Source organism: Psychromonas aquatilis (assembly GCF_038155185.1).
In the GTDB taxonomy this organism is placed as follows: Bacteria; Pseudomonadota; Gammaproteobacteria; order Enterobacterales; family Psychromonadaceae; genus Psychromonas; species Psychromonas aquatilis.
Map to the genome: position 1 here is coordinate 79,231 of NZ_JBAKAZ010000004.1, position 25,699 is coordinate 104,929.

Annotated in this window: 22 protein-coding genes; 11 read left to right on the forward strand and 11 right to left on the reverse strand. The window is 38.6% G+C overall.

Features of this window, described 5'->3' with window-relative positions:
• Nucleotides 1-5: 5 nt before the first annotated feature.
• Nucleotides 6-3,119 (forward strand): efflux RND transporter permease subunit, encoded by a 3,114-nt coding sequence (locus tag V6256_RS01795; RefSeq protein ID WP_341596278.1) that lies wholly within the window; start codon nucleotides 6-8, stop codon nucleotides 3,117-3,119.
• A gap of 241 nt (nucleotides 3,120-3,360) precedes the next feature.
• On the opposite strand, the gene V6256_RS01800 is transcribed toward V6256_RS01795, so the two are convergent.
• Together V6256_RS01800 and V6256_RS01805 are read right to left on the reverse strand one after the other, a co-directional pair.
• Nucleotides 3,361-4,443, reverse strand: a complete 1,083-nt coding sequence (locus V6256_RS01800; RefSeq protein WP_341596279.1) for an alkene reductase — start codon at nucleotides 4,441-4,443, stop codon at nucleotides 3,361-3,363.
• 49 nt (nucleotides 4,444-4,492) lie between these two features.
• Nucleotides 4,493-5,167: a type 1 glutamine amidotransferase domain-containing protein gene (locus V6256_RS01805; RefSeq protein ID WP_341596280.1), complete on the reverse strand. Its 675-nt coding sequence runs from the start codon at nucleotides 5,165-5,167 to the stop codon at nucleotides 4,493-4,495.
• A gap of 118 nt (nucleotides 5,168-5,285) precedes the next feature.
• On the opposite strand from V6256_RS01805, the gene V6256_RS01810 reads away from it, so the two are divergent.
• Nucleotides 5,286-6,158, forward strand: a complete 873-nt coding sequence (locus V6256_RS01810; protein ID WP_341596281.1) for a LysR family transcriptional regulator — start codon at nucleotides 5,286-5,288, stop codon at nucleotides 6,156-6,158.
• Here V6256_RS01810 and V6256_RS01815 read toward each other — a convergent pair whose 3' ends face one another.
• Complete coding sequence (locus V6256_RS01815) at nucleotides 6,159-7,631, reverse strand: protein adenylyltransferase SelO (RefSeq protein ID WP_341596282.1); 1,473 nt, start codon at nucleotides 7,629-7,631, stop codon at nucleotides 6,159-6,161. It lies immediately after the preceding gene.
• 198 nt (nucleotides 7,632-7,829) lie between these two features.
• The gene (locus V6256_RS01820; RefSeq protein WP_341596283.1) at nucleotides 7,830-8,171 is read right to left on the reverse strand and encodes a cupin domain-containing protein; all 342 of its coding nucleotides are present in this window, start codon (nucleotides 8,169-8,171) and stop codon (nucleotides 7,830-7,832) included.
• A gap of 237 nt (nucleotides 8,172-8,408) precedes the next feature.
• Here V6256_RS01820 and V6256_RS01825 point away from each other — a divergent pair, with 237 nt between their 5' ends.
• Together V6256_RS01825 and V6256_RS01830 are read left to right on the forward strand one after the other, a co-directional pair.
• Nucleotides 8,409-8,948: an isochorismatase family protein gene (locus V6256_RS01825; RefSeq protein WP_341596284.1), complete on the forward strand. Its 540-nt coding sequence runs from the start codon at nucleotides 8,409-8,411 to the stop codon at nucleotides 8,946-8,948.
• 194 nt (nucleotides 8,949-9,142) lie between these two features.
• On the forward strand, nucleotides 9,143-10,513 hold the full coding sequence (locus V6256_RS01830) for an MFS transporter (protein WP_341596285.1): 1,371 nt from the start codon (nucleotides 9,143-9,145) through the stop codon (nucleotides 10,511-10,513).
• Between the two features lie 758 nt (nucleotides 10,514-11,271).
• Here the strand turns inward: V6256_RS01830 and cyoE are convergent.
• The 7 genes from cyoE to V6256_RS01865 all read right to left on the reverse strand — a co-directional run bounded on the left by cyoE (nucleotide 11,272) and on the right by V6256_RS01865 (nucleotide 17,519).
• On the reverse strand, nucleotides 11,272-12,153 hold the full coding sequence (gene cyoE, locus V6256_RS01835; RefSeq protein ID WP_341596286.1) for a heme o synthase: 882 nt from the start codon (nucleotides 12,151-12,153) through the stop codon (nucleotides 11,272-11,274).
• Nucleotides 12,154-12,180: 27 nt separating this feature from the next.
• Entirely contained in the window at nucleotides 12,181-12,510 is a 330-nt protein-coding gene (gene cyoD, locus V6256_RS01840; protein ID WP_341596287.1) for a cytochrome o ubiquinol oxidase subunit IV, read from the reverse strand.
• On the reverse strand, nucleotides 12,510-13,145 hold the full coding sequence (gene cyoC / locus V6256_RS01845; protein WP_341596288.1) for a cytochrome o ubiquinol oxidase subunit III: 636 nt from the start codon (nucleotides 13,143-13,145) through the stop codon (nucleotides 12,510-12,512). The genes cyoD and cyoC overlap by 1 nt, the downstream gene beginning before the upstream one ends.
• Entirely contained in the window at nucleotides 13,142-15,130 is a 1,989-nt protein-coding gene (gene cyoB, locus V6256_RS01850) for a cytochrome o ubiquinol oxidase subunit I (protein WP_341596289.1), read from the reverse strand. The genes cyoC and cyoB overlap by 4 nt, the downstream gene beginning before the upstream one ends.
• Before the next feature lie 2 nt (nucleotides 15,131-15,132).
• The gene (cyoA, locus tag V6256_RS01855; RefSeq protein ID WP_341596290.1) at nucleotides 15,133-16,137 is read right to left on the reverse strand and encodes a ubiquinol oxidase subunit II; all 1,005 of its coding nucleotides are present in this window, start codon (nucleotides 16,135-16,137) and stop codon (nucleotides 15,133-15,135) included.
• Nucleotides 16,138-16,311: 174 nt separating this feature from the next.
• Entirely contained in the window at nucleotides 16,312-16,596 is a 285-nt protein-coding gene (locus tag V6256_RS01860; protein WP_341596291.1) for a hypothetical protein, read from the reverse strand.
• 353 nt (nucleotides 16,597-16,949) lie between these two features.
• Entirely contained in the window at nucleotides 16,950-17,519 is a 570-nt protein-coding gene (locus V6256_RS01865; protein WP_341596292.1) for an MSMEG_1061 family FMN-dependent PPOX-type flavoprotein, read from the reverse strand.
• A gap of 368 nt (nucleotides 17,520-17,887) precedes the next feature.
• On the opposite strand from V6256_RS01865, the gene V6256_RS01870 reads away from it, so the two are divergent.
• The 7 genes from V6256_RS01870 (at nucleotide 17,888) to V6256_RS01900 (ending at nucleotide 25,647) form a co-directional block, all read left to right on the forward strand.
• On the forward strand, nucleotides 17,888-18,781 hold the full coding sequence (locus V6256_RS01870) for a helix-turn-helix domain-containing protein (RefSeq protein WP_341596293.1): 894 nt from the start codon (nucleotides 17,888-17,890) through the stop codon (nucleotides 18,779-18,781).
• 155 nt (nucleotides 18,782-18,936) lie between these two features.
• Nucleotides 18,937-21,030 carry a TonB-dependent siderophore receptor gene (locus V6256_RS01875; RefSeq protein WP_341596294.1) on the forward strand — a complete coding sequence of 698 codons (2,094 nt, stop codon included), beginning with the start codon at nucleotides 18,937-18,939 and terminating at the stop codon, nucleotides 21,028-21,030.
• A gap of 33 nt (nucleotides 21,031-21,063) precedes the next feature.
• A complete protein-coding gene (locus V6256_RS01880; protein ID WP_341596295.1) occupies nucleotides 21,064-21,861 on the forward strand; it encodes a siderophore ferric iron reductase in 798 nt (265 codons plus the stop codon).
• Nucleotides 21,862-21,865: 4 nt separating this feature from the next.
• Nucleotides 21,866-22,675: an ABC transporter ATP-binding protein gene (locus V6256_RS01885; protein WP_341596296.1), complete on the forward strand. Its 810-nt coding sequence runs from the start codon at nucleotides 21,866-21,868 to the stop codon at nucleotides 22,673-22,675.
• Nucleotides 22,672-23,670 carry a FecCD family ABC transporter permease gene (locus V6256_RS01890; RefSeq protein ID WP_341596297.1) on the forward strand — a complete coding sequence of 333 codons (999 nt, stop codon included), beginning with the start codon at nucleotides 22,672-22,674 and terminating at the stop codon, nucleotides 23,668-23,670. The genes V6256_RS01885 and V6256_RS01890 overlap by 4 nt, the downstream gene beginning before the upstream one ends.
• A 2-nt stretch (nucleotides 23,671-23,672) precedes the next feature.
• Nucleotides 23,673-24,704, forward strand: a complete 1,032-nt coding sequence (locus V6256_RS01895) for a FecCD family ABC transporter permease (protein WP_341596298.1) — start codon at nucleotides 23,673-23,675, stop codon at nucleotides 24,702-24,704.
• A 13-nt stretch (nucleotides 24,705-24,717) separates the two neighbouring features.
• A complete protein-coding gene (locus V6256_RS01900) occupies nucleotides 24,718-25,647 on the forward strand; it encodes an ABC transporter substrate-binding protein (RefSeq protein ID WP_341596299.1) in 930 nt (309 codons plus the stop codon).
• Nucleotides 25,648-25,699: the final 52 nt, after the last annotated feature.

The window sequence follows — 25,699 nt, forward strand, 5'->3', positions numbered from 1 at the left end:
TAAGCATGTCTAACTTTTTCATTCATAGACCCATTTTTGCATGGGCAATGACAATAGTCGTTTTAATTGCAGGTATCGCCTCCATTCTCAATTTACCAATAGCACAATATCCGACGATTGCCCCTCCTTCTGTGGAAATTAAAGCGACTTATACAGGCGCGTCGGCAAAGACCATTGAAGACAGTGTGACGCAAGTGATCGAACAAAGCATGACCGGGATTGATAATTTACTTTATATGTCATCAACCAGTGACTCTTCTGGTAGCGCATCAATAAAATTAACCTTTAGTGCAGAAACAGATCCTGATATCGCCCAAGTACAAGTTCAAAATAGCTTACAACAAGCCAGTAGCCGATTGCCAACGGCAGTGCAAAATGTAGGTATCACGGTAACTAAAAGTACCTCGGGCTTTATGTCGGTAACCGCGCTTTACTCACCAGATAATTCAATGTCTGCAGGCGATATTCAAGATTATGCGAACTCAAGTATTAAAGACATTGTTAGTCGCGTAAATGGGGTCGGTAGTGTAACTATTTTTGGTCCTTCCTATGCTATGCGTATTTGGTTAGATCCAGCAAAACTATATAGTTACAATCTTACACCGGTTGATGTTTCAAGCGCTGTATCAGTACAAAATAGCCAAGTAACCGTAGGACAAATTGGTGGCACACCGTCTACGGATACACAAATGATCAATGCCACTATCACCGCACAAAGTTTATTAACCACAGTTGATGAGTTCGAAGACATCTTACTTAAAGTCAACGAAGATGGCTCTAAAGTACGCTTAAAAGATGTGGCTAAGGTTGAACTAAGCAGTGAAAAATCTAGTGTTATTCCTGCATTTAACGGTTACCCTACTTCGGGTATCGCAATCACTCTTGCATCAGGTGCTAATTCCCTAGATACACAAAATGCTGTAGATGAAAAACTCGCCGAACTCTCTGTTTCATTTCCAGAGGGTTTATCACTAGCCAAAGCCACAGATAATAATAAGTTTATTCGATTATCAATTAGCGAAGTAGTTCAAACACTGGTTGAAGCGGTTATTTTAGTTTTCTTTGTCATGCTTTTATTCTTACAAAACCTAAGAGCAACATTGGTGCCTACCATTGCAGTACCAATCGTACTGCTGGGTACGATCACCATGATGTCACTATTAGGCTTTTCGATTAATACCTTAACTATGTTTGGCATGGTGTTGGCGATTGGTTTATTAGTTGATGATGCGATCGTTGTAGTAGAAAACGTAGAGCGAATTATGCATGAAGATAAGCTCTCGCCTTTAGAAGCCACTAAAAAATCGATGGGACAGATCACCAGTGCGCTGATTGGTATCACTATGGTATTAACCGTTGTATTTATACCAATGGCCTTTATGTCTGGATCAACGGGTGTTATTTATCAGCAATTCTCAATCACTATTGTAACTGCGATGGTGTTATCTGTAATCGTTGCATTAACCTTAACACCTGTACTTTGTTCAACATTATTAAAACCGACAGACAAAACCAAGTCTTTGAAAATATTTACTTATTTTAACCGAGGCTTCGAGCGTGTATTAAAAGGTTACCATGGCTCAATAGGCCCTGTTTTAGCACGTCCAGCTCGCTTTGTAGTTATTTACGTGGTGTTATTTGCTGGGGCTGGTTACCTGTTTAATAGTATCCCAAGTTCATTTTTACCAAGTGAAGACCAAGGTGACTTTAATGTAATGGTACAGTTACCAACGGGTGCGACCATTAAGCAAACAGCAGAAGTCATGAATGATGTTAAAAACTATTTTGAAGAAAATGAAAGTGACACTGTTAACACTGTTTTTAGTGTTTCTGGCTTTAACTTTGCAGGATCTGGACAAAACGCTGGTATGGCTTTCATCGGATTAAAAGATTGGTCTGAAAGGACCTCTGAAGAAACCAATGTCAATGCAATTATCCAACGCAGTATGGCTTACTTCTCTGGTTATAAAAAAGCGTCGATTGTTGCTTTCAACTCCCCTGCTATTCGCGAGTTGGGGACTTCAACAGGGTTTGACTTTTTTCTTGAAGATATTGGCGGCATCAGTCATAGCGAGTTAGTAGAAATACGTAATCAACTACTGGCTAAAATGGCAGAGAGCCCTGTTTTACAAAGAACACGCGCCAATGGCTTAGAGGATAATGCACAGTTCTACCTAGATATTGATTATGAAAAAGCCAAAGTATATGGTCTGAGTATTAGTGATATCAATGATACCTTATCTATCGCCTGGGGATCATCTTATGTAAATGACTTTATTGATAAAGGCCGTTCCAAGAAAGTCTATATTCAAGCCGATGCACCGTACCGCATGAGCCCTGAAGATTTACAGCATTGGTTTGTCCGTAACAGCCAGTCACAAATGGTGCCCTTTTCAGCCTTTACTTCTTCGCATTGGGGCGTAGGTTCTCCACAACTATCTCGATATAACGGTAACTCAGCTTTAGAGGTATTAGGAGAAGCTGCAGATGGTTACAGTACCGGGGATGCAATGGCAGAAGTGAATAAACTTGCAGCTGAGATTTCTAGTGATGTACAGGTAAGCTGGACTGGTACTTCCTACCAAGAAATAGAAGCTGGTAACCAAGCCCCTATTTTATACGGTATCTCTATTTTAATGGTTTTCCTTTGTTTAGCCGCGTTATATGAGAGCTGGAGCATTCCTTTAGCCATTATTCTAGTGGTTCCTTTAGGGGTATTAGGCGCATTAACAGCAATCTTATTAAGAGGCTTTGAGAATGATGTTTACTTCCAGGTCGGCTTATTAACGACTGTCGGCTTAACGGCTAAGAATGCAATTTTGATCGTAGAGTTTGCGAAAGAGCAATACGATAAAGGTGTTGATCTTATTACCGCGACAATTCATGCATGTGAAATGCGTCTACGTCCTATTGTGATGACCTCACTTGCCTTTGTTTTAGGTGTATTACCGCTGGTACTGAGTACAGGTGCTGGGGCTAATGCACGAAATGCATTGGGGACATCAGTGATGGGTGGAATGATTGCAGCGACTTGTTTGGTCATGTATTTCGCGCCGCTTTTCTTTGTTATGATTGTAAAATTATTTAAGTCGGAACCGAAGCCAAAACCCGCTGACTAAATACCAATAAAGAGCATAATCAGTATCAACAAGAGCGGCTTATGTCGCTCTTTTTATTTATCATCGATAACAAGGATTAATTGTTTTTAGAGAGTAGGCTTTATCGTCATCTATCATGGCATAGCAAAAACAGTAACGATCTTACTAAGCGAGTAAATAATAAAAAAGGCGTTAAGCAAAAAATGCTTAACGCCTTATCAATCAGCTTAAATCAAAAGCAATTAATCGTTTTAATAAACGATTAAGAGACATCTTTCATAAATGGATAGTCCGTATAACCTTCTTCACCTGGTGTGTAGAAAGTAGTTTGGTCTGGCTCATTAAATTCAGCACCTTGTTTAACACGTTCAACAAAGTCTGGGTTTGCTAAAATACCAGTACCAAATGCGACGCTATCCGCCTGTTTATTTTTAATCACTTGATTGGCTTCTTGTGGTGTATAACCCATATTCACCATTAAGTGACCTTGATAATGTTCACGAGCAATAGGCACTACATCAGCTTCTTGTAACCCAAAGAAATCAGCACGCATTAAGTGTAAGTAAGCTAGGTTATATTTATTCAACATATCAGAAAGATAAGCTGTCCATGCAATTGGATCGCTTTCTTTCATGCTATTAAAGCTATTTAATGGTGATAACCTCAGGCCAACTCGCTCACTGCCTAATACATCTGTGACAGCTTCAATGATTTCTCTTAAAAAACGTGAACGGTTTTCAAAAGAACCACCATATTGGTCTGTACGTTGGTTCGCGCTTTCACGTAAGAATTGGTCAATTAAATAACCATTGGCACCGTGTATTTCTACACCATCAAAGCCAGCTTCTTTCGCATTAACAGCAGCCTGACGAAAGCTTGCAACAATCTCTTTAATTTCTTCAACAGTTAAAGCACGCGGCACAGTGTAAGGTTTTTTACCTTCAGGTGTATGAGTAACATCATCAATTGCAATTGCACTTGGTGCAACAGCTTCTTTACCATCATTCAATAAAGGGTGTGCTGCACGTCCTGCATGCCAAATTTGCATAAAGATACGTCCACCAGCTTGATGAACTGCTTCTGTTGTTAATTTCCAACCCTCAATTTGTTGTGCTGAATAAATGCCAGGATCATCACCAAAAGAAGAAGTTCCTTCGCGAACCATTGTACATTCAGTCACTAACAAACCTGTTGAAGCACGTTGAGCATAATATTTAGCCATTAATGCATTTGGTTGATGTTGTGGTGCTCGAGTACGTGTTAATGGAGCCATTACAACGCGGTTAGGTAATTCCAGGCTACCAATGATCACAGGACTCAGTAGTTCGTTTTCGGTTACAGACATTCTTTACTCCAAAAAAATTAAGGTAAAATTGTTATTATTGCTACTTTATCTATTTAGTTAGTGCGTTGACTACCGCTTCAGCGACTGCATGAGCACTTGCAGGGTTTTGCCCTGTGATAAGACGTTGATCTTCAATGACAAAGACATTCCAAGGTTGCACTTTATTATAACGCGCAGCATTACGTGCTAAAGCTTCTTCTAATAGAAATGGAATATGCTCAATAGTGCCATAATCAATTTCTTCTTCACGTGTAAATCCAGTGACCGATTTGTCCGCTAACAATTTTTCACCATTACTTAGGGTTATCGGTAATAAAGCACCCGGACCATGACAGACAGCGGAAATAATACCGCCGTTTTCATAGTGTTTAGCACTTAGTGCAGCGACTTCTTGGTTAACTGCTAAGTCAGATAATAAGCCAAATCCACCAGGATAGAAGATAGCATCATAATCATCGATGTTAACCTTTGATACTGCAATAGTATTGTTTAATTTTTGTTTAAACTGCTGATCATCTAATATTTTTGTATTAACGTCATCGTCTTCAATATCAGTACCATAGATAGGTGCTGCGCCGCCGTTAATGGAAATCAACTCATAATCAAAACCAGCTTTTAAAAAAACAGCTAAGGCATGTGTCAACTCAGGTGAAAAGGTTCCGTTTTCTTGATCTGTTGTACCAAGAGTCGGGTGATTTGTTACTGGTATTAATATTTTTTTCATTTTCTACCTCGTTGCTTTATTTATTGAATCTTTAATACTACACCTCATACTCATTGACAACAATATAGATAAATGACAAATTACTATTGCAATATAGCAACAATAAATAAGGGTAACAGTGGATAGTTTCGATGGAATAATTGAGTTTGTCTGTGTCGCGGAATGCCAAGGATTTTCAACGGCAGCAAAACAACTTGGCTGTAGTACCAGTCATGTAAGTCGGCAAATAGCTAAATTAGAAAAAAGGCTGGGCTGTGCTTTGTTCGCGCGAACCACTCGATTAGTGAGCTTAACATCTGCAGGGCAAAGCTATTATCAACAATGTCGTGAACTGGTCACTGGGTTACAACAAGCAAATGAGCAAATTAATGCGCAACAGTTTAAGTTAGTTGGTACATTACGCGTGAGCGCAGCCGGTTCCTTTGCTGAGCAAGAGGTTGCTCCAGCATTGATGCAGTTTGCACTACTCCATCCCGAGCTGTCCATTGAGATTGATTTCAATAGTCGCAGAGTAAACTTAATTGAAGATGGTATTGATTTCGCCATTCGCTATGGAAAGTTAGAAGATTCAGGCCTAGTGGCGCGCAGGTTATTAGCGCATCCGATGATGGCGGTTGCCAGTAGCAGTTACCTAAGTAAATATGGGACGCCAGTAGATCCGTATGATCTTAAAGACCACAGCTGTATTATCTCCAACAACGAACACTGGCAGTTTAATTGCCAGGGAACCCCTGAAAACATAAAAGTAAAAGGACGCTGGAAAAGCAATAATGCTCAAGCTGTACTTGAAGCATGTGAGCAAGGACTGGGTATCGCTTATATGCCACAACATAATTTTTTAAAATCAGTGGAACAGAAAAAGCTAACACCTATCTTAGAAAATTATTGGCGAAAAGATTCTCATAGCTGGATAGTTTATCAAGATCGCCATTTCTTGCCTTTAAGGGCTAGGTTGGCGATCGATCATTTAATTGAGTACTTTAATCGCTAACTAAGTACCGCAATAAGTCGTGTAAGTATTATTGCCATTATTAGGCGCTTGAGCATATTTTTCCATGTTATCGGCTGCCTGATAAGGATTTGTGACAGCCAGCATTAACTTATCAAAATAACTCAGATCACCTGCTTCAGCAGCGACAATCATTTCATCAACAAGATGGTTACGTGGAATGTATAACGGATTAACTTGATTCATATTTTTAATGCGCTGCTCGACACTGATTGACTCTTTATTAATTCGAGCAAGCCATAAGCTATACCATTCATCCAACAAACGCGTATCCGTAAATAACTGACTTACTACATATTGTCCATGCTTAAGAGAATGCGCAAGCGATCTAAAGAATAAAGTATAATCAACTTGCTGATTTTGCATCGCTTGTAGCATCTGATTAATCAGTTCGCTATCGCCTTCTGCTGCCGTTGATAAACCAATTTTTTCACGCATATTCGCTAGCCAAAACGCTTGGTAAGAAACGGTGAAATCATTGATCACTTGTGTCGCTTTTTCGATTGACTGTTGTTCGTCCTGATCAATCAAGGTTAGTATTGTTTCTGCTAGACGAGCGAGGTTCCACTGTGCAACAGGCGGCTGATTTTCAAAGGCATAACGGCCATTTGCATCAATAGAGCTGAATAAGGCATTTGCATCATAATTATCAATAAATGCACACGGACCATAATCAATTGTTTCACCTGAAATAGTCATGTTATCGGTATTCATCACCCCATGTACAAAACCCACTGATAACCATTTTGCTACTAATAACGCTTGTTTATCTCGTACTGCAATTAAAAAATCTAAGTAAGGTGTTTCACTTTGTAATACTTCTGGATAATGACGTTGAATGCAATAATCGGCTAATTGCTTAATCATCTCAGGGTCATGAGCAAAAGCTTGAAAAGTACCAACACGTAGATGACTTGAAGCCACCCGAGCAATAACAGCACCTTCTTTAACGCCACTTCGCATCACTTTCTCACCGGTTTTCACTGCAGCTAATGCTCGTGTGGTTGGAATATTCATCGCGTGCATTGCTTCACTGATTAAGTACTCTCTTAAAATAGGACCTAATACTGCTTTACCATCTCCACCACGTGAATACGGAGTACGACCTGATCCTTTTAATTGAATGTCGTAACGTTGCTGATCATTGCCAATTACCTCGCCTAGTAATAAAGCTCGACCATCACCTAATCCAGGGTTAAAACTACCAAATTGATGCCCAGCATACTTTTGAGCAATAGGCTGTGCCCCCATTGGTAAAGCACTCGCTGAAAAAACTTCCGCTAATTGCTGTTGGTTTACATTATTAATACCTAAGATTGCAGCTAAAGGTTTATTTAATGCAATTAAAGATGGTGCGGGTGCTACATCACCACTTACTTGCGCATAAAACCCATCCATCTGTTTTACGTAACTATTATCAAAAGAAACCCCAAGATTAATTGTTTCGTTTGTCATTAAACTACCCTATTTATATTGAATATGTATGGCCTATTAGTGAGACTTTAAGCTAGCCATTGAAAAGCATTATTTATCATAACAGGCTTAACTTACTGCGTCTGATTTGTCATAACTTAAATTAAACTCGACAACGGTAAAAGTTATCACAAACAATAACACCACCAAAACACAGGCTATCGATTGATGACTCAATCATTAGTTACTGCAAAGCACTTTATTCGCTAGTTTAATATGTACGGCTTGCAACTTTTCGTCACCAATCAGCGCTGCTGTATGACCATGTAATGCCGAATCAAAAGACTCATCTTCTTGTAAAGCATCTTGTGCTATAAATAATTCACCGGCAGAAAAATCTCTATACTCACCATTCCTTACGGTTAAGCGCAAGGTACCTGAACGAATAATAATTAACGTCGGGTCACCAGCGATATGCCATGAGCTAAAATAACCAGGCTCACTAATGCGATAACGAAAATTCAATGCATCTTGTCTGTCCGTAATGAACAGGCCATTATAATCTTCGAGCGAATATTGCATTTCATCAAAGTAGGAAGCTCCAGATGTTCCGCCCTTTAAAAAAGATGATGTTAAAACAGTAATCTTAATGTCTTTGATAATATATCTCCTGATCTTAACGTTGAGGTGAGCTACCGTTTTACATTAATAACTTATAAGGAAATCACGGCATGATGTTAATTATATCGTTATAGTTTAACGGTTACACACGATAACGTGACAACACCAGAATAACCACCTTTGATATGGGAACATGCAATGTTAGATAAACAAAACACTGGCCTAATTATTGTTGATATTCAAGGTAAACTGGCTAATACAGTGTACCAACATCAAACCCTTATCACTAACTATACAAAGTTAATTAAAGGCGCACTCGTATTAAATATTCCGCTCATCTGTCTTGAACAAAATCCACTAAAGCTAGGCCCCACGGTTGAACCACTTCAGGCATTATTAAAGAATGTGCCTACTATTTCTAAATTTACCTTTAACGGTTGTGCAGAAGAAAAGTTCGTCACAGAAGTTAAACAAGCTAATGTAGAGACATGGTTAATATGCGGTATCGAATCGCATATTTGTGTTTATCAAACGGCGCTCGGCTTAGTAGAGATCGGCTACCAGGTACAATTAGTTCATGATTGTATTTCTTCTCGAACGCAAAATAACAACCAGCTAGGTATTAATAAGTTAACCGCTCATGGTGTTGAATTATCTGGCTTAGAAATGTGTCTATACGAGCTAGTAAAAGATTGTCGAGCACCTGAATTCAAGCGCATACTTAACTTGATAAAATAATTTAACCGCTAAGAAAATAACCAGAACGACTACCGCTAACTTTACTTGTAACAAGAATTTGTCATGAAGTTGGCAAATAATTAACCCGTTGTGTTGTAGTTACTTGCTACTATTTACATGGTAAAGTATGCCACCCTTTTACTTCTGACAATTCTCCCTATCAAAGGGCTACCACAATTTGAGTTAAAGATTTTATGAGTGCTTCTGGTTTAAATAATATTGAAAAAAAAGCGGCCATTTCGCTAGCTGCTGTGTTCGGTCTTCGTATGCTTGGCTTATTTATGATCCTGCCTGTTTTTGCAATTTATGGAGAGCAATTACAGGGCTATAGCCCTATTTGGATTGGCTTAGCCATTGGCGCCTATGGATTAACCCAAGCGATGTTTCAAATCCCAATGGGAATTTTATCTGATAAATATGGACGTAAGCCGGTTATATTAATTGGTTTACTCATTTTTCTTTTAGGCAGCATTGTCGCAGCTATGTCCGATACCATCTACGGTGTTGTATTAGGTCGAGCGTTACAAGGTACAGGGGCAATTGCCAGCGCCATACTGGCTTTAGCAGCAGATTTAAGCCGTGAAGAGCAACGTCCTAAAGTGATGGCAACCATAGGGATGTTTATCGGCCTTTCTTTCACTGTTGCCATGATAATAGGTCCGATAGTTGCAGAGGACTTTGGCTTAAGTGGTTTATTTTGGTGTATTGCCATCTTAACAGTATTTGCAATGCTGTTAATCCAATTCATTGTACCCTCTTCTGTAAATAAAGGCCCGCGAGGCGACTCTGTTGCATTACCCTCGCAATTGAAGAAGTTAATTGTTGACTCACAATTATCACGATTAAATTTCGGTATTTTTACTCTGCATATGGCAATGACAGCTTGCTTTATTACCTTACCTAAACAGTTTGTAGCAAATGGGTTAGCGCTTGAAAATCATTGGCAACTTTATCTGCCCACTTTGATAGGGTCTTTCTTTTTGATGGTGCCATTTATGATTTGGGCGATTAAAAAACAGAAAGAAAAGCAAATGTTGTCAGGTGCTGTTTTATTATTAACTATCTCTTTATTCTTTTTATGGTATTTACCAAGCAGCCTTGAAGAGCTAATTTTATTAATTGTCATGTTTTTTGCGGCCTTTAATTATTTAGAGGCGAGCATGCCTTCTATTTTGTCACGCATTGCACCCGCTGGGGTTAAAGGTAGTGTGATGGGTATTTACTCAAGTAGTCAGTTCTTAGGTGCATTCACAGGTGGCGTCTTAGGCGGCTTTGTGGCGAGTAAGTTTGGTGAGCAAGCTATTTTCCTAGTGATGGCTTTAATCAGTGCCGTTTGGTTTACTGTTTCGCTGGGGATGAAAGCACTTAAAAAATCTAAAAACGTTAGCTTTGCTATTGATGTTAAAACTGAAAAGGAAGCTGGCGAAGTGGCTGAACAATTAATTAATATGCCAGGCGTCATTGAAGCTACGATTGTATTTACTGAAGCAGTTGCATACCTGAAAATCGATGAAAAGCAGATAAAGATTACAGATATAAAGGCTGCACTTAATCACGCTAAATAAGCTTATACACCACAATCAATAACCTGTGTAGATAATTGTCAATGCCACGCAGGTGCGAGCAACATTTATGCTGTAGAGGCGTAGCGCCGCTAAGCTTTACCTGAAAGTGAAGCGGTGCAAAACCTTGTATTTCCAGTCTTTAACTACCTCAATTACCACTTAGATAAATACTACTTTATACAGTGCCATATTAGACTCCTCCTTAAAAATTAGAGAATTTTATGAGACAGCCTTCACCATCAAAATCGCAGGAAAATAGATAAAAATGACGAATATAAACGCAGCCCTAACTCACGCTAGGTGAGCCTACAAAGGTACTTAATCAGAACTATCGATACTCTCTGATATTTTCTGCTGTAGAGGCTTACTCCGCTTAGTTTTATCTTAAGTGAGGCAGTGTCCCCTTCTTTCTATACTGTAATAGCCTCAATCAAAACTTAGCTAAATAGCATTTTATATAGCGCGATATTCGCTTCACCGACAAGTAGATTTGATAGTAAAAGCGATGAGATCTGCATAAAACTAGAAATGATCATAAATCGGGTAAGCTAGTAATATGGCTGATTATAGCGGTAGGAAATAATTACTTAGCAGTATAAGTAAGTAAAAAGGATAACTAATTCTTCTTGGCTAAAGTATTTTACTATAATAAAAGTACCATCACTAAGTGACCACCAATAATCGCAATTAATTTTAAAGTAAAAAAAAGGCCTTGAGTAATATTACTCAAGGCCTTTTCAATGTATTGAAACCTATGATTAAAAATTAATCACTTGTGGTGCAATGCTTTGATAATCTAACGCCATGGCGATACTTAACGCAGTAATATTGACGATTGAAAAGGCAAACACTTGGCGTGCCCAACCAACAATATCAACATCACGACGGTAGCCACGTAATGCCATAAATAACCACCACAAACTAGTCGTACAAGCTACAGCCATAAACGCTGAGCCAGTAATACCATTAAGTGGCAATAACATCACAACTAATGCATAAATTGCGATGTATATAACAATGTGACGCTTCGCTTTATCAATACCATGCGATACTGGTAAAACTGGAATATTTGCAGCCTGATAATCTTTGAAACGGAAAATAGCAATAGCGTAAGAATGAGGCATTTGCCACAAACTAAACATCACTAATAAAATCACCGCTCCCATATCAAACACGCCTGTAACAGCACAGTAACCAACAACTGGCGGTACTGCTCCAGACAAACTACCTACAAATGTGCCATAAACTGATTTACGCTTCATGTATAAGCTGTAAACAACTACATAGATAAAGTAACCAAATAAAGCAAAGAATACAGCAGCGAGTGTTGTATAGGTAATTAACAAACCAAAACCAATTACGCCTAAGACCGCGGCATGAGACAACGCAGTAAACGCTGACATTTCGCCGGTGACGGTAACTCGCTTACGAGTTCGAGCCATCACCACATCTATATCCCTATCAATCACGTTATTGATTGCACAACCCGATGCTATGATCAGTGATAAACCAACTAACGTGGCGCACATTAACCACAGGTCTACATCACCACGAGAAGCAAGTAGAAAACCACCCGCTCCGCTGATGAGGTTACCCATGATAATGCCAGGTTTAGTTACACTTAGATAACGACGAAACATCTCTAACCTCTTATTGAAAATGCACTACTAGAAGTGCATCATCATTGCGTTTGATTCGTAAATAATCCAAACAGACAAGCCAACTACCATAATGATAACGAGCGCGCTGAATAGAAATGAGAAGGTATTTGCACGTCCGTCTTCAGTAATAAAGTTCAGGTGTAAAAAGTATTTTAAATGCACCCAAATCTGAATAATACCTAAGGTAATAATTGTCCAAACCGTCGTTATTTTTGAAAAATCACCGCCCATTACCATGTAAAAAGGAATAGCAGTTAAAATAACCGATAGGACAAAGCCAATTAGGTAACTTTTAACAGTACCGTGTGACTCATCATGATGTGTTTCTTGATTCATTACATTGCCCCCATTAAATAAACAACGGTAAATACGCAAATCCAAACGATGTCTAAGAAGTGCCAGAATAAGCTTAAGCAGCTTAAACGTGTCACTGTTGCTTTGCCTAGACCACGGCGTGCAACTTCAATCATCATAATAGTCATCCAGATTAAACCAGCTGTTACATGTAAACCATGTAGACCAACTAGCGCAAAGAATGAACTTAAAAAAGCACTTGTTTGTGGGCCGTGACCGTTAACAATCAGGTGATGGAATTCATAGATTTCCATCGCGATAAACACAGCACCTAAACAAAACGTTACTAATAACCAAGTTAGTGTTAATGCTTTCTTTTGGCCTTGCGCTGCAATCATTGCAAAACCAAAAGTAATACTACTTAACAATAATGCTGCTGTTTCCACAGCAACAAAATCAAGTTCAAAAATATCTTTACCTGACACACCACCAGCTGTGTTCATAAATAACACAGCATAAGTAGCAAAGAACGAGGCAAACAATAGGCAATCGGTCATTAAGTATAACCAAAAGCCAAATACCGTATCGCCTGATGTGTCATGATGATCGTCATGACCATCATGTGTTGATGCAGCATCTACCTTAGTAGATGCTAAATCTGCTGAAAGTGTACTCATGCTTTAACTCCTTCACGGCCACTTAAATTAAATGCTTGTTCAGTTTTAAGGATCTCGTCAGGCTGTACGTAGTAATCTACGTCATTGCTGTAACAACGTTGGATAAACACAGCAATTGCACCAATAAGACCTGCACCAGCTAACCACCAGATGTGCCAAACCATTGCAAAACAGAACACAGTTAATGTTGCACCTATTAACACACCAGCAGATGTATTCTTAGGCATATGAATTGGACTGTAACTTGATTGAGAAAGGTAAGCTTTACCTTTTTCTTTCATATCTGTCCATGCATCAATATCATCAACATGTGGAATCACAGCAAAGTTATACGCTTGTGGTGGTGACGTGCTCGCCCACTCAAGTGTATGACCATTCCATGGATCACCTGTTTTATCATCAAGTGCTTCACGATCTCTAAAGCTCACAATTAATTGAATTACTTGCGCCACGATACCGAACAGAATAATAATCGCACCAACAGCAGCTAAGTATAGCCAGAAGTTCCACTCAGGGTTATCTGTATGGTTTAGACGTCGTGTCATACCTAGGAAACCAAGTACATACAACGGCATAAACGCCACGAAGAAACCAACGATCCAGCACCAGAAAGAGACTTTGCCCCATTTCTCATTAAGCTTGAAGCCCATTGCTTTAGGGAACCAGAAAGAGAAACCAGCTAGGTAACCGAATACAGCACCACCGATAATCGTATTATGGAAGTGAGCAATTAGGAATAAACTGTTATGTAATACATAATCAGCACCTGGAATTGCAAGAAGTACCCCGGTCATACCACCAACAGTAAATGTCACCATAAAACCAAGTGTCCATAATACTGGTACTGTGATACGTAAACGACCACGGTAGATAGTAAATAACCAGTTAAATAGTTTAACACCCGTTGGTACCGCAATGATCATCGTCATCACACCAAAGAAGGCATTTACATTGGCGCTCGATCCCATCGTAAAGAAGTGATGTAACCAAACAATGAAACCGAGAATGGAAATTGCGCCACTCGCGTAAATCATTGATTTGTAACCAAATAAACGCTTGCCTGTAAAGGTAGAGATAATCTCTGAGAATATACCAAATGCAGGTAGCACTAAGATATATACTTCAGGATGTCCCCATGCCCAGAACAAGTTGATGTACATCATTGAATTACCACCAAGATCATTGGTGAAGAAGTGGAAATCCAAGTAACGGTCAAGTGTCAACATCGCTAATACAGCTGTTAAAATTGGGAATGAAGCAGCGATTAAGATGTTTGCCCAAGTACAAGTCCAAGTGAAAATAGGCATTTTCATTAGCGTCATACCAGGAGCACGCATTTTAAATACAGTAACTAGGAAGTTAACAGAAGTTAACAAGGTACCCAGTCCCGATATCTGCAAGGCCCAAATATAGTAATCGACCCCCACCCCAGGGCTAAAGGTCAACTCCGATAGCGGAGGATAAGCAACCCAACCAGTCTTAGCAAATTCACCGAATACCAAAGAGATATTCATTAAGATTGCACCGCTGGCTGTTAACCAAAAACTTAAGTTGTTTAAGAAAGGAAATGCTACATCACGTGCACCAATCTGAAGTGGCAAGATAATGTTCATTAGACCAACCATGAATGGCATTGCCATAAAGATGATCATGATAACACCATGCGCTGTAAAGATTTGGTCGTAATGCTCTGGCGGTAAATAGCCAGGAGAACCATTGGTTGCCAGTGCTAATTGTGAACGCATCAGAATTGCATCACTGAAACCACGGAATAACATGATTAATGCAAGAATGATGTACATGACACCTAGGCGTTTGTGATCAACTGAAGTGATCCAGTCGTGCCATAACACGCCCCATTTCTTATATTTTGTAATAAGCCCTAATAGAATAAGGCCCCCTAGTGCAATACCTATCATGGTCGCCACAAGAATGGGATCATGAAGCGGGATTGCATCTAAAGTAATTTTGCCTAAAAACGACATGATTATTCCTCGCCTTTGGTGTGAGATGAATGTTCTGAATGCTCTGAGTGCTGAGCATGACCTGAATGCTCTGAATGACCAGCATGCTCTGAGTGTTCTGAATGATCAGCATGCTCTGAATGCTTATGATCCATGCCTTTCATATCTTCTACACTATCGTGACCAGCCATATGCACCATGAATTTCATCATAATAGTATGGAATAAATCTTTTTCCACATCACCATAATAAGTTACAGGGTGTTTTTCAGTAGGTTCAGCTAACTCATAGTAACTTTCTTTAGTTAGTTTATTACCTTGAGCTTTAATGTTAGCAACCCACTCATCAAAACCAGCTTGAGTTGGTGTAGCAATCGCATTAAATTTCATACCAGAGAAACCTGCACCACTATAGTTTGCAGAAATACCTTTAAATGTACCCGGCTCATCAGCAATTAAATGCAATTTAGTCTGCATACCAGCCATAGAATAGATTTGGCTACCTAATTGCGGAATAAAGAACGAGTTCATCGTGCCTTCAGAAGTAATTTTAAACTCAAGTGGTACATTGGCAGGGAATACCAATTCATTTACCGTTGCAATTCCTTGCTCAGGGTAAATAAATAACCATTTCCAGTTCAATGATACTACTTCAACAGTGATGTGCTCACCTCTGCCTTCAAGCGGTTTATAAGGGTCTAAACGATGTGTAGACTCCCAAGTAATCACGCCTAAAATCAGTACAATAATAATTGGAACTGCCCATACAACAGCCTCAATTTTTGTAGAGTGAGCCCACTTAGGAGCATAGATTTCATGGGTTCGTGAATCTCTATATTTCCATGCGAAATATAAAGTCATCACAATTACGGGGATCACAACAAGCAACATAAGCACAGTGGCGATAATGATAAGATTCTTCTCATCAACACCTATTTGCCCTTTTGGATCAAGTACGCCGCCTTCACAGCCTGACAGAATCAGTACTACGCTAGCTATGGCTATTTTACAAAGGTTTCGAATTAACAATGGACTATCCTACTAACCTAAATTTAAAATAAGCTGTTTTTAAAAAAACAACAATTCAAGGGGGTTCTCAAGGAACTTTACACAACTAATAAACGTCATAAAAAGTATGAGAATTTTAAGTAATTGGTTAAACGCTAATATGATGATGACTAAAAAATCAGTCATCATTAGCACTTAACCGCTCACGTGCGGAGGAGCACGACAACCATGTACGTTAAGACCAATAAATGATTGTAGCGTTTCTCTGAATGCCAACGCGGTTTTACGTAATACAATAGCAATGCGTCGAACAGGGAAGAAGATAAAAAATAACCAGCATAAGCCAATTACTAATGGGGTAGACATCAAAGGCGAAAAGAGAAAGCCTAAAGTGCTTCCTAATAAGAAGCTAGATAAGAAATGTCCATTAATTAATTCTTTTAATTCACTGCCATCTTGTTTGATGCCATTAAATACCATTATGGTATTCAGTAAGAATATAAGTGAGAGAGAAAAAAATCTTTGTTTATATAAAGTATTTCGCGCACTCGAGCGCAACTGATGATCAGTTGGTCGTAATTGTGTGAGCTGAAAACTTTTAATATCCAAAATTTTATAACCTTTATTAGGGATAACGATGGTAAAACTAAAATTGCTACTTTAGTTTTTCAAAACCTGACATGATTGATATCAAGTAATATAAAGTAAATAGTAGATTTTTGGGAAGTATAACAAAGTCATTGAACTCAACAAGTAGAAAACATGTAATTTCTTAGGTTCCGTCAATATTTCTATAAATTTCAGCGTTTTTTACACGAAGTTCAATATATATTCTATTTCATTCCATTAAAAAAGCTTTTTTGCTCTTTAATCAATTGTAATAAAGGGGGAAGAAAATCTCGCTCTACATGTGACGATTGCTCCCAAAGTTTTGCCTTCTTTATCGCTTTGGGGCAATGGAAAAAAGTTTCTTCTATCTTCACTTTTACAACAAGTTTTGCTGGTTTCATATTATCTAAACACAGATCCAATAATGTCTGGTCCCTATGAAGAGTCGCTGTGCCTTTGATACGTACAATATCTTCGATACCTGGGATGGTTAATAAAATACCAATTTGCGGGCGTGCTAGTATATTTCTTAAAGTATCAAGGCGATTATTACCAGGGCTATCCGTGAAGGCAATTGTCTGCGCATCGAGTATCTTAACAAACCCAGCCTCTCCTCCTCGTGGAGAATTATCGATAAAGCCATTTTCATCGACGCTTGAGATCATTATAAAAGGGCAATGTTCAATAAAGGTTATTGAGTGAGGTTCAAGTTCTGGTACCGCCTTACTCAAGGTAAAAGGATGTGGTGACGGATAAAGTGCAGTTAATTGTTCTAATGTAGTAATTTGAGACATCTACCTTCTCACTATTTATATTGGAATTATATGGTTATAGAAGGCAAAAGTGAGTATTTGAAAATGATTAACTCATAACTCCATAGTACTTTACTTGAGTACTTTACTTGAGTGCTTTACTTGATTTCCCCTTAATTAAGAAATCTTAAATCGAAACCTTTAGTAAATCTACTTTTACCATTACCTCTTCTCTTAACGTTTATCTTGAATCTTTTAACTCACTAAATAATGCGCTTGATAAAAACGTTAATTTATAAATATTATTGATGAATATATAACATATTAATTCATACATTATATTAGGGAGTAACACCATGATCACTTATACTGACTTAACATTAACTTTTTAATATGGGTGAGCTAAGCAATTGGCAGAGAACGTACACTTTACAAGAATTGAGCGTCTTCTTGATTATATTCATGAGAATATAGACTTACCGCTATCTGTTGAATCATTAGCAGAAAAAAGCTGTTGGTCTCGTTGGCAATTACAACGCACATTTCTTAAAGAAACAAATCAAACTGTCGCACAGTACGTACGTGAAATAAAGTTAAGCAGCGCAGCTGAACAATTACTTCTCAGCACAGATAGAATTATGGATATTGCACTTAATTGTGGGTTTAATTCAGAAGTAAGCTTTAACCGTGCATTTAAACAACTTTTCAAGTGTTCTCCAAATACCTACCGAAAACGTGGTCAAAGTATTGGTTTAAAAACCCCACTCACCTCAACTATGTCAATACACCAAGCCTATGAAATAAAAAAAAGGTTATTACAAATACGTTTTGAACACCTTGATAGTTTTCATTTATACGGTGTATCAGGGGAGATCCAAGGTCTTTTTTCTGCGCAACCAAATTACAACAAAGTCATCCCAAGCATATGGCAACAAATGGTAAAATTAACAGGCATTACTCCGCCCTTTAAAGAGCCAGTAATGGGAGTCATAGACACTAGACAAAATGATGTTTCGTTACCAACCCCCTATTGGGCTGGCTATAAAATCAAAGAAGCTGATATGGCTGGTTTACCTGCGAATAATTTGTTAACTGTTCCAGAACAGGTTTACGCTGTTATCCCTCACACTGGCTTAGTTGCTTACCTCGATAGAACCATACAATGGTTTTTAACAAGCTGGTTGCCACAATCTCATTATGAAGCATCACACGGGTTTGATTTAGAAATTTATCAAGCCGGTTTTGATATACACAGCCAAGACTCAACGATGGAATGTTGGATCCCAATAAAGCTCAAAAAATAACTATCTCAGACTATTTACTCTCCAACACCCAAATAAGAATCATTTTTATTTGAAAATGCCCCAAATTGTTAAGTTTTGCTTTAATCAGTACTTTAAAATAGACCTATTGATAATGATTCCCATTAATAAATGGATTTTTAATAACTGAGGTTCTAATGAAAAAGCACTACTCGCATTCAATTCTTGCATTATCTATCGCATCTGCACTGGCAGCTTCGCATTCTGTGACAGCAGCAGAAGAAAGCATACAATCTGATACGATAGATACAATGACAATAATGGGAAAAACCTATCGTAACACTGCAACAAAAACGGCATTAGAGCCTGAAGAAACACCACAAGCAATTAATATTATTGATAATCAACAGCTAGAAATTCGTGGTGTAAAAACCCTAGGTGAAACACTTAAATATACACCGGGTATTACCACTAATAATTATGGTTCCGAAGCAACCTTCTTAGATGTATTTAACATTCGTGGATTTAATGTCAGTCAAAGTTATTATAACGGCGTATCACTTCAATCGTTATCAGGATGGAATTTACAACCACAGATAGATCCAATTGCATTACAGCAAGTGGAAGTATTTAAAGGCCCTACTTCTGTTTTATACGGTGCGATGCCACCGGGAGGTATGGTTAACTTAATTGGTAAATCACCACAAGTTGAAAGCAATACAATAATAAGCGCTTCAATAGGGACCGATGACTTAAAAGAATTTTCCATTGACTCTGCTGGTCAAATTGGCGACAGTGATTTTAATTACCGGTTTGTAGGATTAGCACGTCAATATGATACACAAACATCACTTTCAGGTAATGAACGCTATGTTATAGCGCCTTCGATTGACTGGAATATCAGTGATAAAACATTATTAAATGTAAACCTGTATTACCAAAATGATCCAGAAGTTGGCAACAACACTTCAATGCCAGAGTCCGTTTTAGTAGATAATGATAGCGATTACTCTATCGGTGACAAAAACTGGAACGAGACAGAGCGTGAGTTCTTATTAGCAGGTTATAAATTCCAACATGAATTTGAAAACAGCCTAACTTATATGCAAAACTTTCGTTATATGAAAGCTAACTTCAAGCAAAAAAATTCTTATTCTTATAGCTATGATCAAACAACGGGAGATATTGGCCGTGCATTTTATAGTACAGAAGAAGATTCAGAAGGATTTGTTTTTGATAACCAATTATCTGCAGATATTACAACAGGCGATGTTTACCATAGTCTATTAGTCGGTGCAGATATACAAAAACTAGACGGTAACGCTGAATACGCTACCTACGGTGTTTCTACTTTCAATACTTTCACACCAGATAACGATATGGTTGATCCAAGTACTTTTACTAAGTCTGTTTACTCAGATGATAATATTCACAGTAAACAAGTTGGCCTTTATGCACAGGATCAACTGCAATGGGGTAGCTTAATTGTTATTGCTGGGTTACGTTACGACCATTATGAATCTAATGGAACCTCATACGGCGCAAACTACGAAGTTGATGAATCAAACCTATCGTATCGTGTAGGTGCATTATACGAATTAGATAACGGCGTCTCACCTTTCGTTAGTTATGCAACCAGCTTTGAGCCACTGAATACATCTGGCTATGAACCAGAGCTAGGCGAACAAGTCGAGCTTGGTTTAAAATATATGTCTGATGATGAGTCAATTTCTGGATCTGTTGCTTTATTCAACATTGTGAAATCAAACGTAGTCACTGTTGATCCAACGACAGTAGGATCTGGTACATATTCTTACGTTCAAATCGGAGAAGTTAGATCACGAGGTGTAGAGTTTGATAGTAAATTCCAACTTACCGATTCATTAGACCTTGCAGCTAATTACACTTATTTAGATGTCGAAGTAACAAAAGATACGTTATACGAAGGGACAACTCCATTATATAACCCAGAGCATTCTGCTAGCTTATGGGCTAATTACGTAACAGATGAAGGCATTTTCAGAGGAAGTAAAGTCGGTGCAGGTGTACGTTATGTTGGTGAAATGCAAAAAAACACAGCCAATACACAAGGCATGGTACCTGACTATACTATCGTAGATCTTTCACTAGGTTATGAATTAGGTAATGCGCTACCTTCATTAGAAGGGGCATCTGCAGACCTAATCGTTAGTAACTTATTTGATACCGACTCTTACACTTGTTATGACGAAGATAGTTGTTGGAATAATGAAGATCGTAGTATTGAACTGAAAGTAAACTATACTTTTTAAGCAGAGGGGCGGTGCAAGCCGCCCTCTTTAATTATGATGATGAATTCAATACAAGCGCCCCACTCCCTAAACCCGATACTGGATCTATGCCGGCAATTTATTCCTTATTTGGATGGTTGCTTTGAAGATCCTGCGGCAGCCTCACAGCAACAAATACAGGGTAATCAATGGTTAACCGGCCGCACCTGCGATCGATCAACTATCCAAGCTTTAATAGATGATTTAAAATCACAACATCCAGATGCTGGACATGCCTACATTCAAGCTCGTACTTGGCACTTATTATGTTGGCAACCCGTCTATATTGCTTTCATCAGTATTTATGGCTTACAGCGATTACCTGATTTTAATCACTTTAAACAACAGCGACAGCATAATGCGATCATTGGCTTCAAATTTGAAAGTGCGGAGATTACAGTCGATAAAGAAGAGCAATTGATCTCGCAAGCAGCCAAACAACTAAAAACCTTATTTGCACATTATCGGGAACAACTTGACTCAGTTCAACGTTGCCGTCCACACTATGCAAACCGCTTTGTAGCCGATTTAATACTTGGGACCTTGATTAAAGTGAAAGATGTGAATGCTCACTTTACGGATCAAAAAATACTGCAACATGCCCAGTTATGGCTGAAACATATGGAGTTATCGAGTACCTTTATTAAAGCCCTCAAGATTAAGCACAATCAACCAATCAGTTTTGTTAGAACAAGTTGTTGTCTTGCTGATAAAGTAAATCAATCACTTTGCAGTGATTGCCCTAAAGTACATAAAAACAATAATACACAAAAATACAAAACAGCAGATATTCAAACAATGGTTATTAATTAAAATAATGATAGATTCAAAAATTAGCTTAACCACAAACAAGCTCGTTGTAGGTTATAGCACTCCAATAGTAAAAGGCGTTGACCTTAATATCCAACAAGGCAAAGTGACTGTCTTAATTGGCTCTAACGGTTGTGGAAAATCAACACTATTAAAATGTATCGCTAGAGTACTTTCACCAATGAGCGGAGAGGTTAGGCTCAATCAAAAAAGTATTCATCAACAACCTGCCAAACAAGTGGCTAAAAAGTTAGCACTACTGCCACAAGGCCCAATCGCTCCAGAAGGTTTAACAGTAAAAGAATTAGTTGCTCAAGGACGTTTTCCACATCAAGGTTTTTTGAGACAGTGGAGTGTTGAAGATGAAGCCGCTGTCAATGAAGCAATGCAACAAGCTAATATCACCGAGCTAGCAGATAAAATGATCACTGACTTATCAGGCGGCCAAAGACAACGTTGCTGGATAGCAATGGTGTTAGCACAGCAAACCGATATTATTTTACTTGATGAGCCCACCACTTATTTAGACTTAAAAGTGCAAGTTGATCTACTCGAACTATTATCTAAACTAGCCCATCAACATCAACGTACCTTAGTACTCGTATTACATGAATTAAATCTTGCCGCATCCTATGCAGATCATTTAATAATGATGAAAGAAGGTAAAGTATATGCACAAGGTAGCCCTCTTAATGTGTTTAACTCAGAAAATTTAGCAGCCGTATTTGGTCTCGATGCAAAAGTGATGCTTGACCCAGATTCAACCGCGCTAGTTTGTATTCCTAACAAGCCCTTTAATGATAAGGGCAAACCATGACTCGTCAACAATGGTTAAGCTCAACAGGGCTGCTCATAATGATCATTGTGTTAGTGATGGCGCTGATTTTACATTTATCAATTGGTACTAAAGTCATTTCCACCAACGAATTAATACAATCTTTTTATGCATATAACGATGAAAATTTTAATCACCTTATCATTCAGGAGCTTCGCCTCCCTCGCGCACTGATTGCTGCTTCTGTTGGTGCTTGCTTAGCGACTGCTGGTGCACTAATGCAAGGAGTCACGCGTAATCCATTAGCAGATCCTGGACTGTTAGGAATGATGACTGGCGGTGCATTAGCTGTCGTTTATTGGTCTAGCTTTGTAAATGATGCTTCTTTAATTTGGTTACCTGTTGTGGCTGCAGCTGGCGCTTTATTTAGTGCTATCATCGTATGGCTAATTGCCTCACGCGCCGCCGGTGGCATGACGACACTTAGCCTTATTTTATCTGGTTCTGCATTCACTGCTTTCTCTGGTGCATTATTAGCGATTCACCACCTACTCGACCAACAAACCTTTGAAGAGATGAGAACTTGGTTAGTCGGCTCACTAACAGCAAGCCATATTGAAACCTTATACTGGTGTCTTCCTTGGATAATATTAGGGCTGATAGGATCAATAATATTAGCACCAAGCGTAACCGCATTGGCAATGGGTGAAGAGGTGGCTATTGGTTTAGGGATTAATACCGTCAAACGAAAATGGCAGCTGTTAATTTGTGTCGTAATATTAACCTCAGCGGCAATTGCTCTAGCTGGGCCACTCGGCTTTATAGGCTTGGTGATACCGCATGTCGTGCGTTTTATCGTTGGTGCAGATTATCGATGGATTATTCCTTACTCTATTTTATTAGGGAGTATTTATTTACTGGTCATTGATAGCCTAGCAAGGTGGATAATACAACCTCAAGAATTAGCAACGGGTCTGATTACTGTGTTAATAGGCGCCCCTTTATTTGTTTGGTTAGTAAAAGTAAGGGTAAGATAAGTATGCTAATTATTCGTCTCTATAAACAGCATATCTCCTTTAAGCTAAATATACTGGCCGTAGCTTTTACTGGTATTTTGTTATTGCTGTTAATATCGATTCTACTTTTGAGTCTAATAAATGGCACTTATCAATTATCTTTACAAGATGCATTATTGAGCTTATTTTCTCAGAAACAATTGATTAGCGATCCGCAAGCATCATTAATTATTTGGGATTTTCGCTTACCTAGAAGTTTAGTGGCCATATTAAGCGGTGCATTATTTGCTATATCAGGCGCCATTTTACAAAATATGACACGTAATCCCCTTTCAGATCCAAGCTTAGTTGGTATCAGTCAAGGTGCAGCACTCGCAGTGGTTGTACTGACTATTTTATTTCCTGAATATATCGATGACTGGCGAGAAATATCAGCCTTTTTAGGGGCCATTTTAATCGCATCTCTGATCCAACTATTACGTGGTAAAGGGCGCCCTCTTAAATTTATTTTATTAGGGATTGGAGTCGCAGCCTTTATTAGTGCGATCATTTCAACCCTATTAACTTACGGTAACCTACAATCGGCAATGACCGCATTATCATGGCTTGCAGGGAGTGTACATAATAGTAACTGGCATGATGTCAGTATATTAGGTGTTGCATGTCTAATACTCACATTTGCTGGTATTTATCAGGCAAGAGTGATGTCAGTAATAAGCTTAGGAGATGAAGTTACGATAGGCTTAGGCATCAATCTTAGAAAGACCATGGTCATACAGCTTTCGATATCAGTCGCCGCAGCTGCCATTGCCACTTCAGTTGTCGGGCCGCTTGGCTTTATTGGCTTATTGGCACCTCATTTAGCGCGTAAACTCACTCATAGCGGTCCAGCTAATCACTTATTACTCACTGCATTAACCGGTGCAATCTTAGTACTGATAGCAGACCTAATTGGTAGAACCTTGTTTGCTCCAACACAGTTGGCTGCTGGCCTTGTAACCTCACTAGTGGGGGCCCCACTATTTGCATATTTATTAATAAAAAAACAGACATAAAATAGGAATGACTATGAAGTGGATATTAGGAATAACAATACTGTGCCTAAGTATTAATGTACTTGCTTTCCCGATTACAATTGAACATAAATACGGCATACTCACTGTTGAAAAGAAAGCAACAAGAGTTGTCGTTGTAGGGCAAGTTGACCAAGATGATGTTTTGTCTTTTGGTGTCAAACCGATAGCGATACGAGATTGGTATGGCAATCAACCCTATGGAGTATGGCCATGGGCACAAGATAAATTAGGAGAAGCACAACCGGTCCTACTCCAAGCTAGAATATTAGACTATGAAGTGATTGCCTCATTAAAGCCTGATTTGATTATTGGTGTCACGTCAGCGATGAATGAAAAAGAATATCAAAAGTTATCTGCTATCGCTCCGGTGCTCGCTCCCCCTGCTGAATATGAAGATTGGACAATTCCTTGGGATGTCCGACACTTATTAATAGGTACAGCACTAGGCTTTTCGGGCATAGCTAAGCAACAGGTAACAGCTTTAAAACAAAAGCTAACACAAGCCAAGTTAGATAATCCTGAATTTAAAGATAAAACAGCGGCAGTGGCATTTTATTATAATAAACAACCAGGTGCTTATGCATCGAAAGATTTACGCTCACAATTTTTAATGGATCTTGGTTTTATTATTCCACAGGAAATAGATCAAATCGCAGGAAATGCTTTTTATGCATCATTCAGTGAAGAGCGTTTAGATATTTTGAATAATGATATTGTGGTTTGGCTCGCCACGAAAGAAGCCATTGAAAGAGCTAGCACTTCAGCTTTCAGACAACGTATGCCTTTTTATAAAAATAAAAAGGAGTACTTTACTGGCGATCTAGTGGGAGGTGCATTCTCATTTTTCAGCTACTTATCTATCCAGTACTTATTAGATGAGATGCTACCAGAACTTGCTAAAGTAACAAAAGAAGCCTCATAATACCATTTCCGATAAATATGTGATCTAATTAAGGTTCTTACAAAGGAGCTAG

Excerpts from the sequence above, each read along its gene's own strand:
- V6256_RS01820 (WP_341596283.1), bottom strand. The coding sequence starts at position 8,171 with ATGCAATATTCGCTCGAAGATTATAATGGCCTGTTCATTACGGACAGA.
- V6256_RS01795 (WP_341596278.1), top strand. The coding sequence starts at position 6 with ATGTCTAACTTTTTCATTCATAGACCCATTTTTGCATGGGCAATGACA.
- V6256_RS01880 (WP_341596295.1), top strand. The coding sequence starts at position 21,064 with ATGATGATGAATTCAATACAAGCGCCCCACTCCCTAAACCCGATACTG.
- V6256_RS01815 (WP_341596282.1), bottom strand. The coding sequence starts at position 7,631 with ATGACAAACGAAACAATTAATCTTGGGGTTTCTTTTGATAATAGTTAC.
- cyoD (WP_341596287.1), bottom strand. The coding sequence starts at position 12,510 with ATGAATCAAGAAACACATCATGATGAGTCACACGGTACTGTTAAAAGT.
- cyoB (WP_341596289.1), bottom strand. The coding sequence starts at position 15,130 with ATGTCGTTTTTAGGCAAAATTACTTTAGATGCAATCCCGCTTCATGAT.
- V6256_RS01860 (WP_341596291.1), bottom strand. The coding sequence starts at position 16,596 with ATGGTATTTAATGGCATCAAACAAGATGGCAGTGAATTAAAAGAATTA.
- V6256_RS01885 (WP_341596296.1), top strand. The coding sequence starts at position 21,866 with ATGATAGATTCAAAAATTAGCTTAACCACAAACAAGCTCGTTGTAGGT.
- cyoC (WP_341596288.1), bottom strand. The coding sequence starts at position 13,145 with ATGAGTACACTTTCAGCAGATTTAGCATCTACTAAGGTAGATGCTGCA.
- V6256_RS01830 (WP_341596285.1), top strand. The coding sequence starts at position 9,143 with ATGAGTGCTTCTGGTTTAAATAATATTGAAAAAAAAGCGGCCATTTCG.
- V6256_RS01800 (WP_341596279.1), bottom strand. The coding sequence starts at position 4,443 with ATGTCTGTAACCGAAAACGAACTACTGAGTCCTGTGATCATTGGTAGC.
- V6256_RS01900 (WP_341596299.1), top strand. The coding sequence starts at position 24,718 with ATGAAGTGGATATTAGGAATAACAATACTGTGCCTAAGTATTAATGTA.
- V6256_RS01875 (WP_341596294.1), top strand. The coding sequence starts at position 18,937 with ATGAAAAAGCACTACTCGCATTCAATTCTTGCATTATCTATCGCATCT.
- V6256_RS01825 (WP_341596284.1), top strand. The coding sequence starts at position 8,409 with ATGTTAGATAAACAAAACACTGGCCTAATTATTGTTGATATTCAAGGT.
- V6256_RS01895 (WP_341596298.1), top strand. The coding sequence starts at position 23,673 with ATGCTAATTATTCGTCTCTATAAACAGCATATCTCCTTTAAGCTAAAT.
- V6256_RS01890 (WP_341596297.1), top strand. The coding sequence starts at position 22,672 with ATGACTCGTCAACAATGGTTAAGCTCAACAGGGCTGCTCATAATGATC.
- V6256_RS01865 (WP_341596292.1), bottom strand. The coding sequence starts at position 17,519 with ATGTCTCAAATTACTACATTAGAACAATTAACTGCACTTTATCCGTCA.
- cyoE (WP_341596286.1), bottom strand. The coding sequence starts at position 12,153 with ATGTTTCGTCGTTATCTAAGTGTAACTAAACCTGGCATTATCATGGGT.
- V6256_RS01805 (WP_341596280.1), bottom strand. The coding sequence starts at position 5,167 with ATGAAAAAAATATTAATACCAGTAACAAATCACCCGACTCTTGGTACA.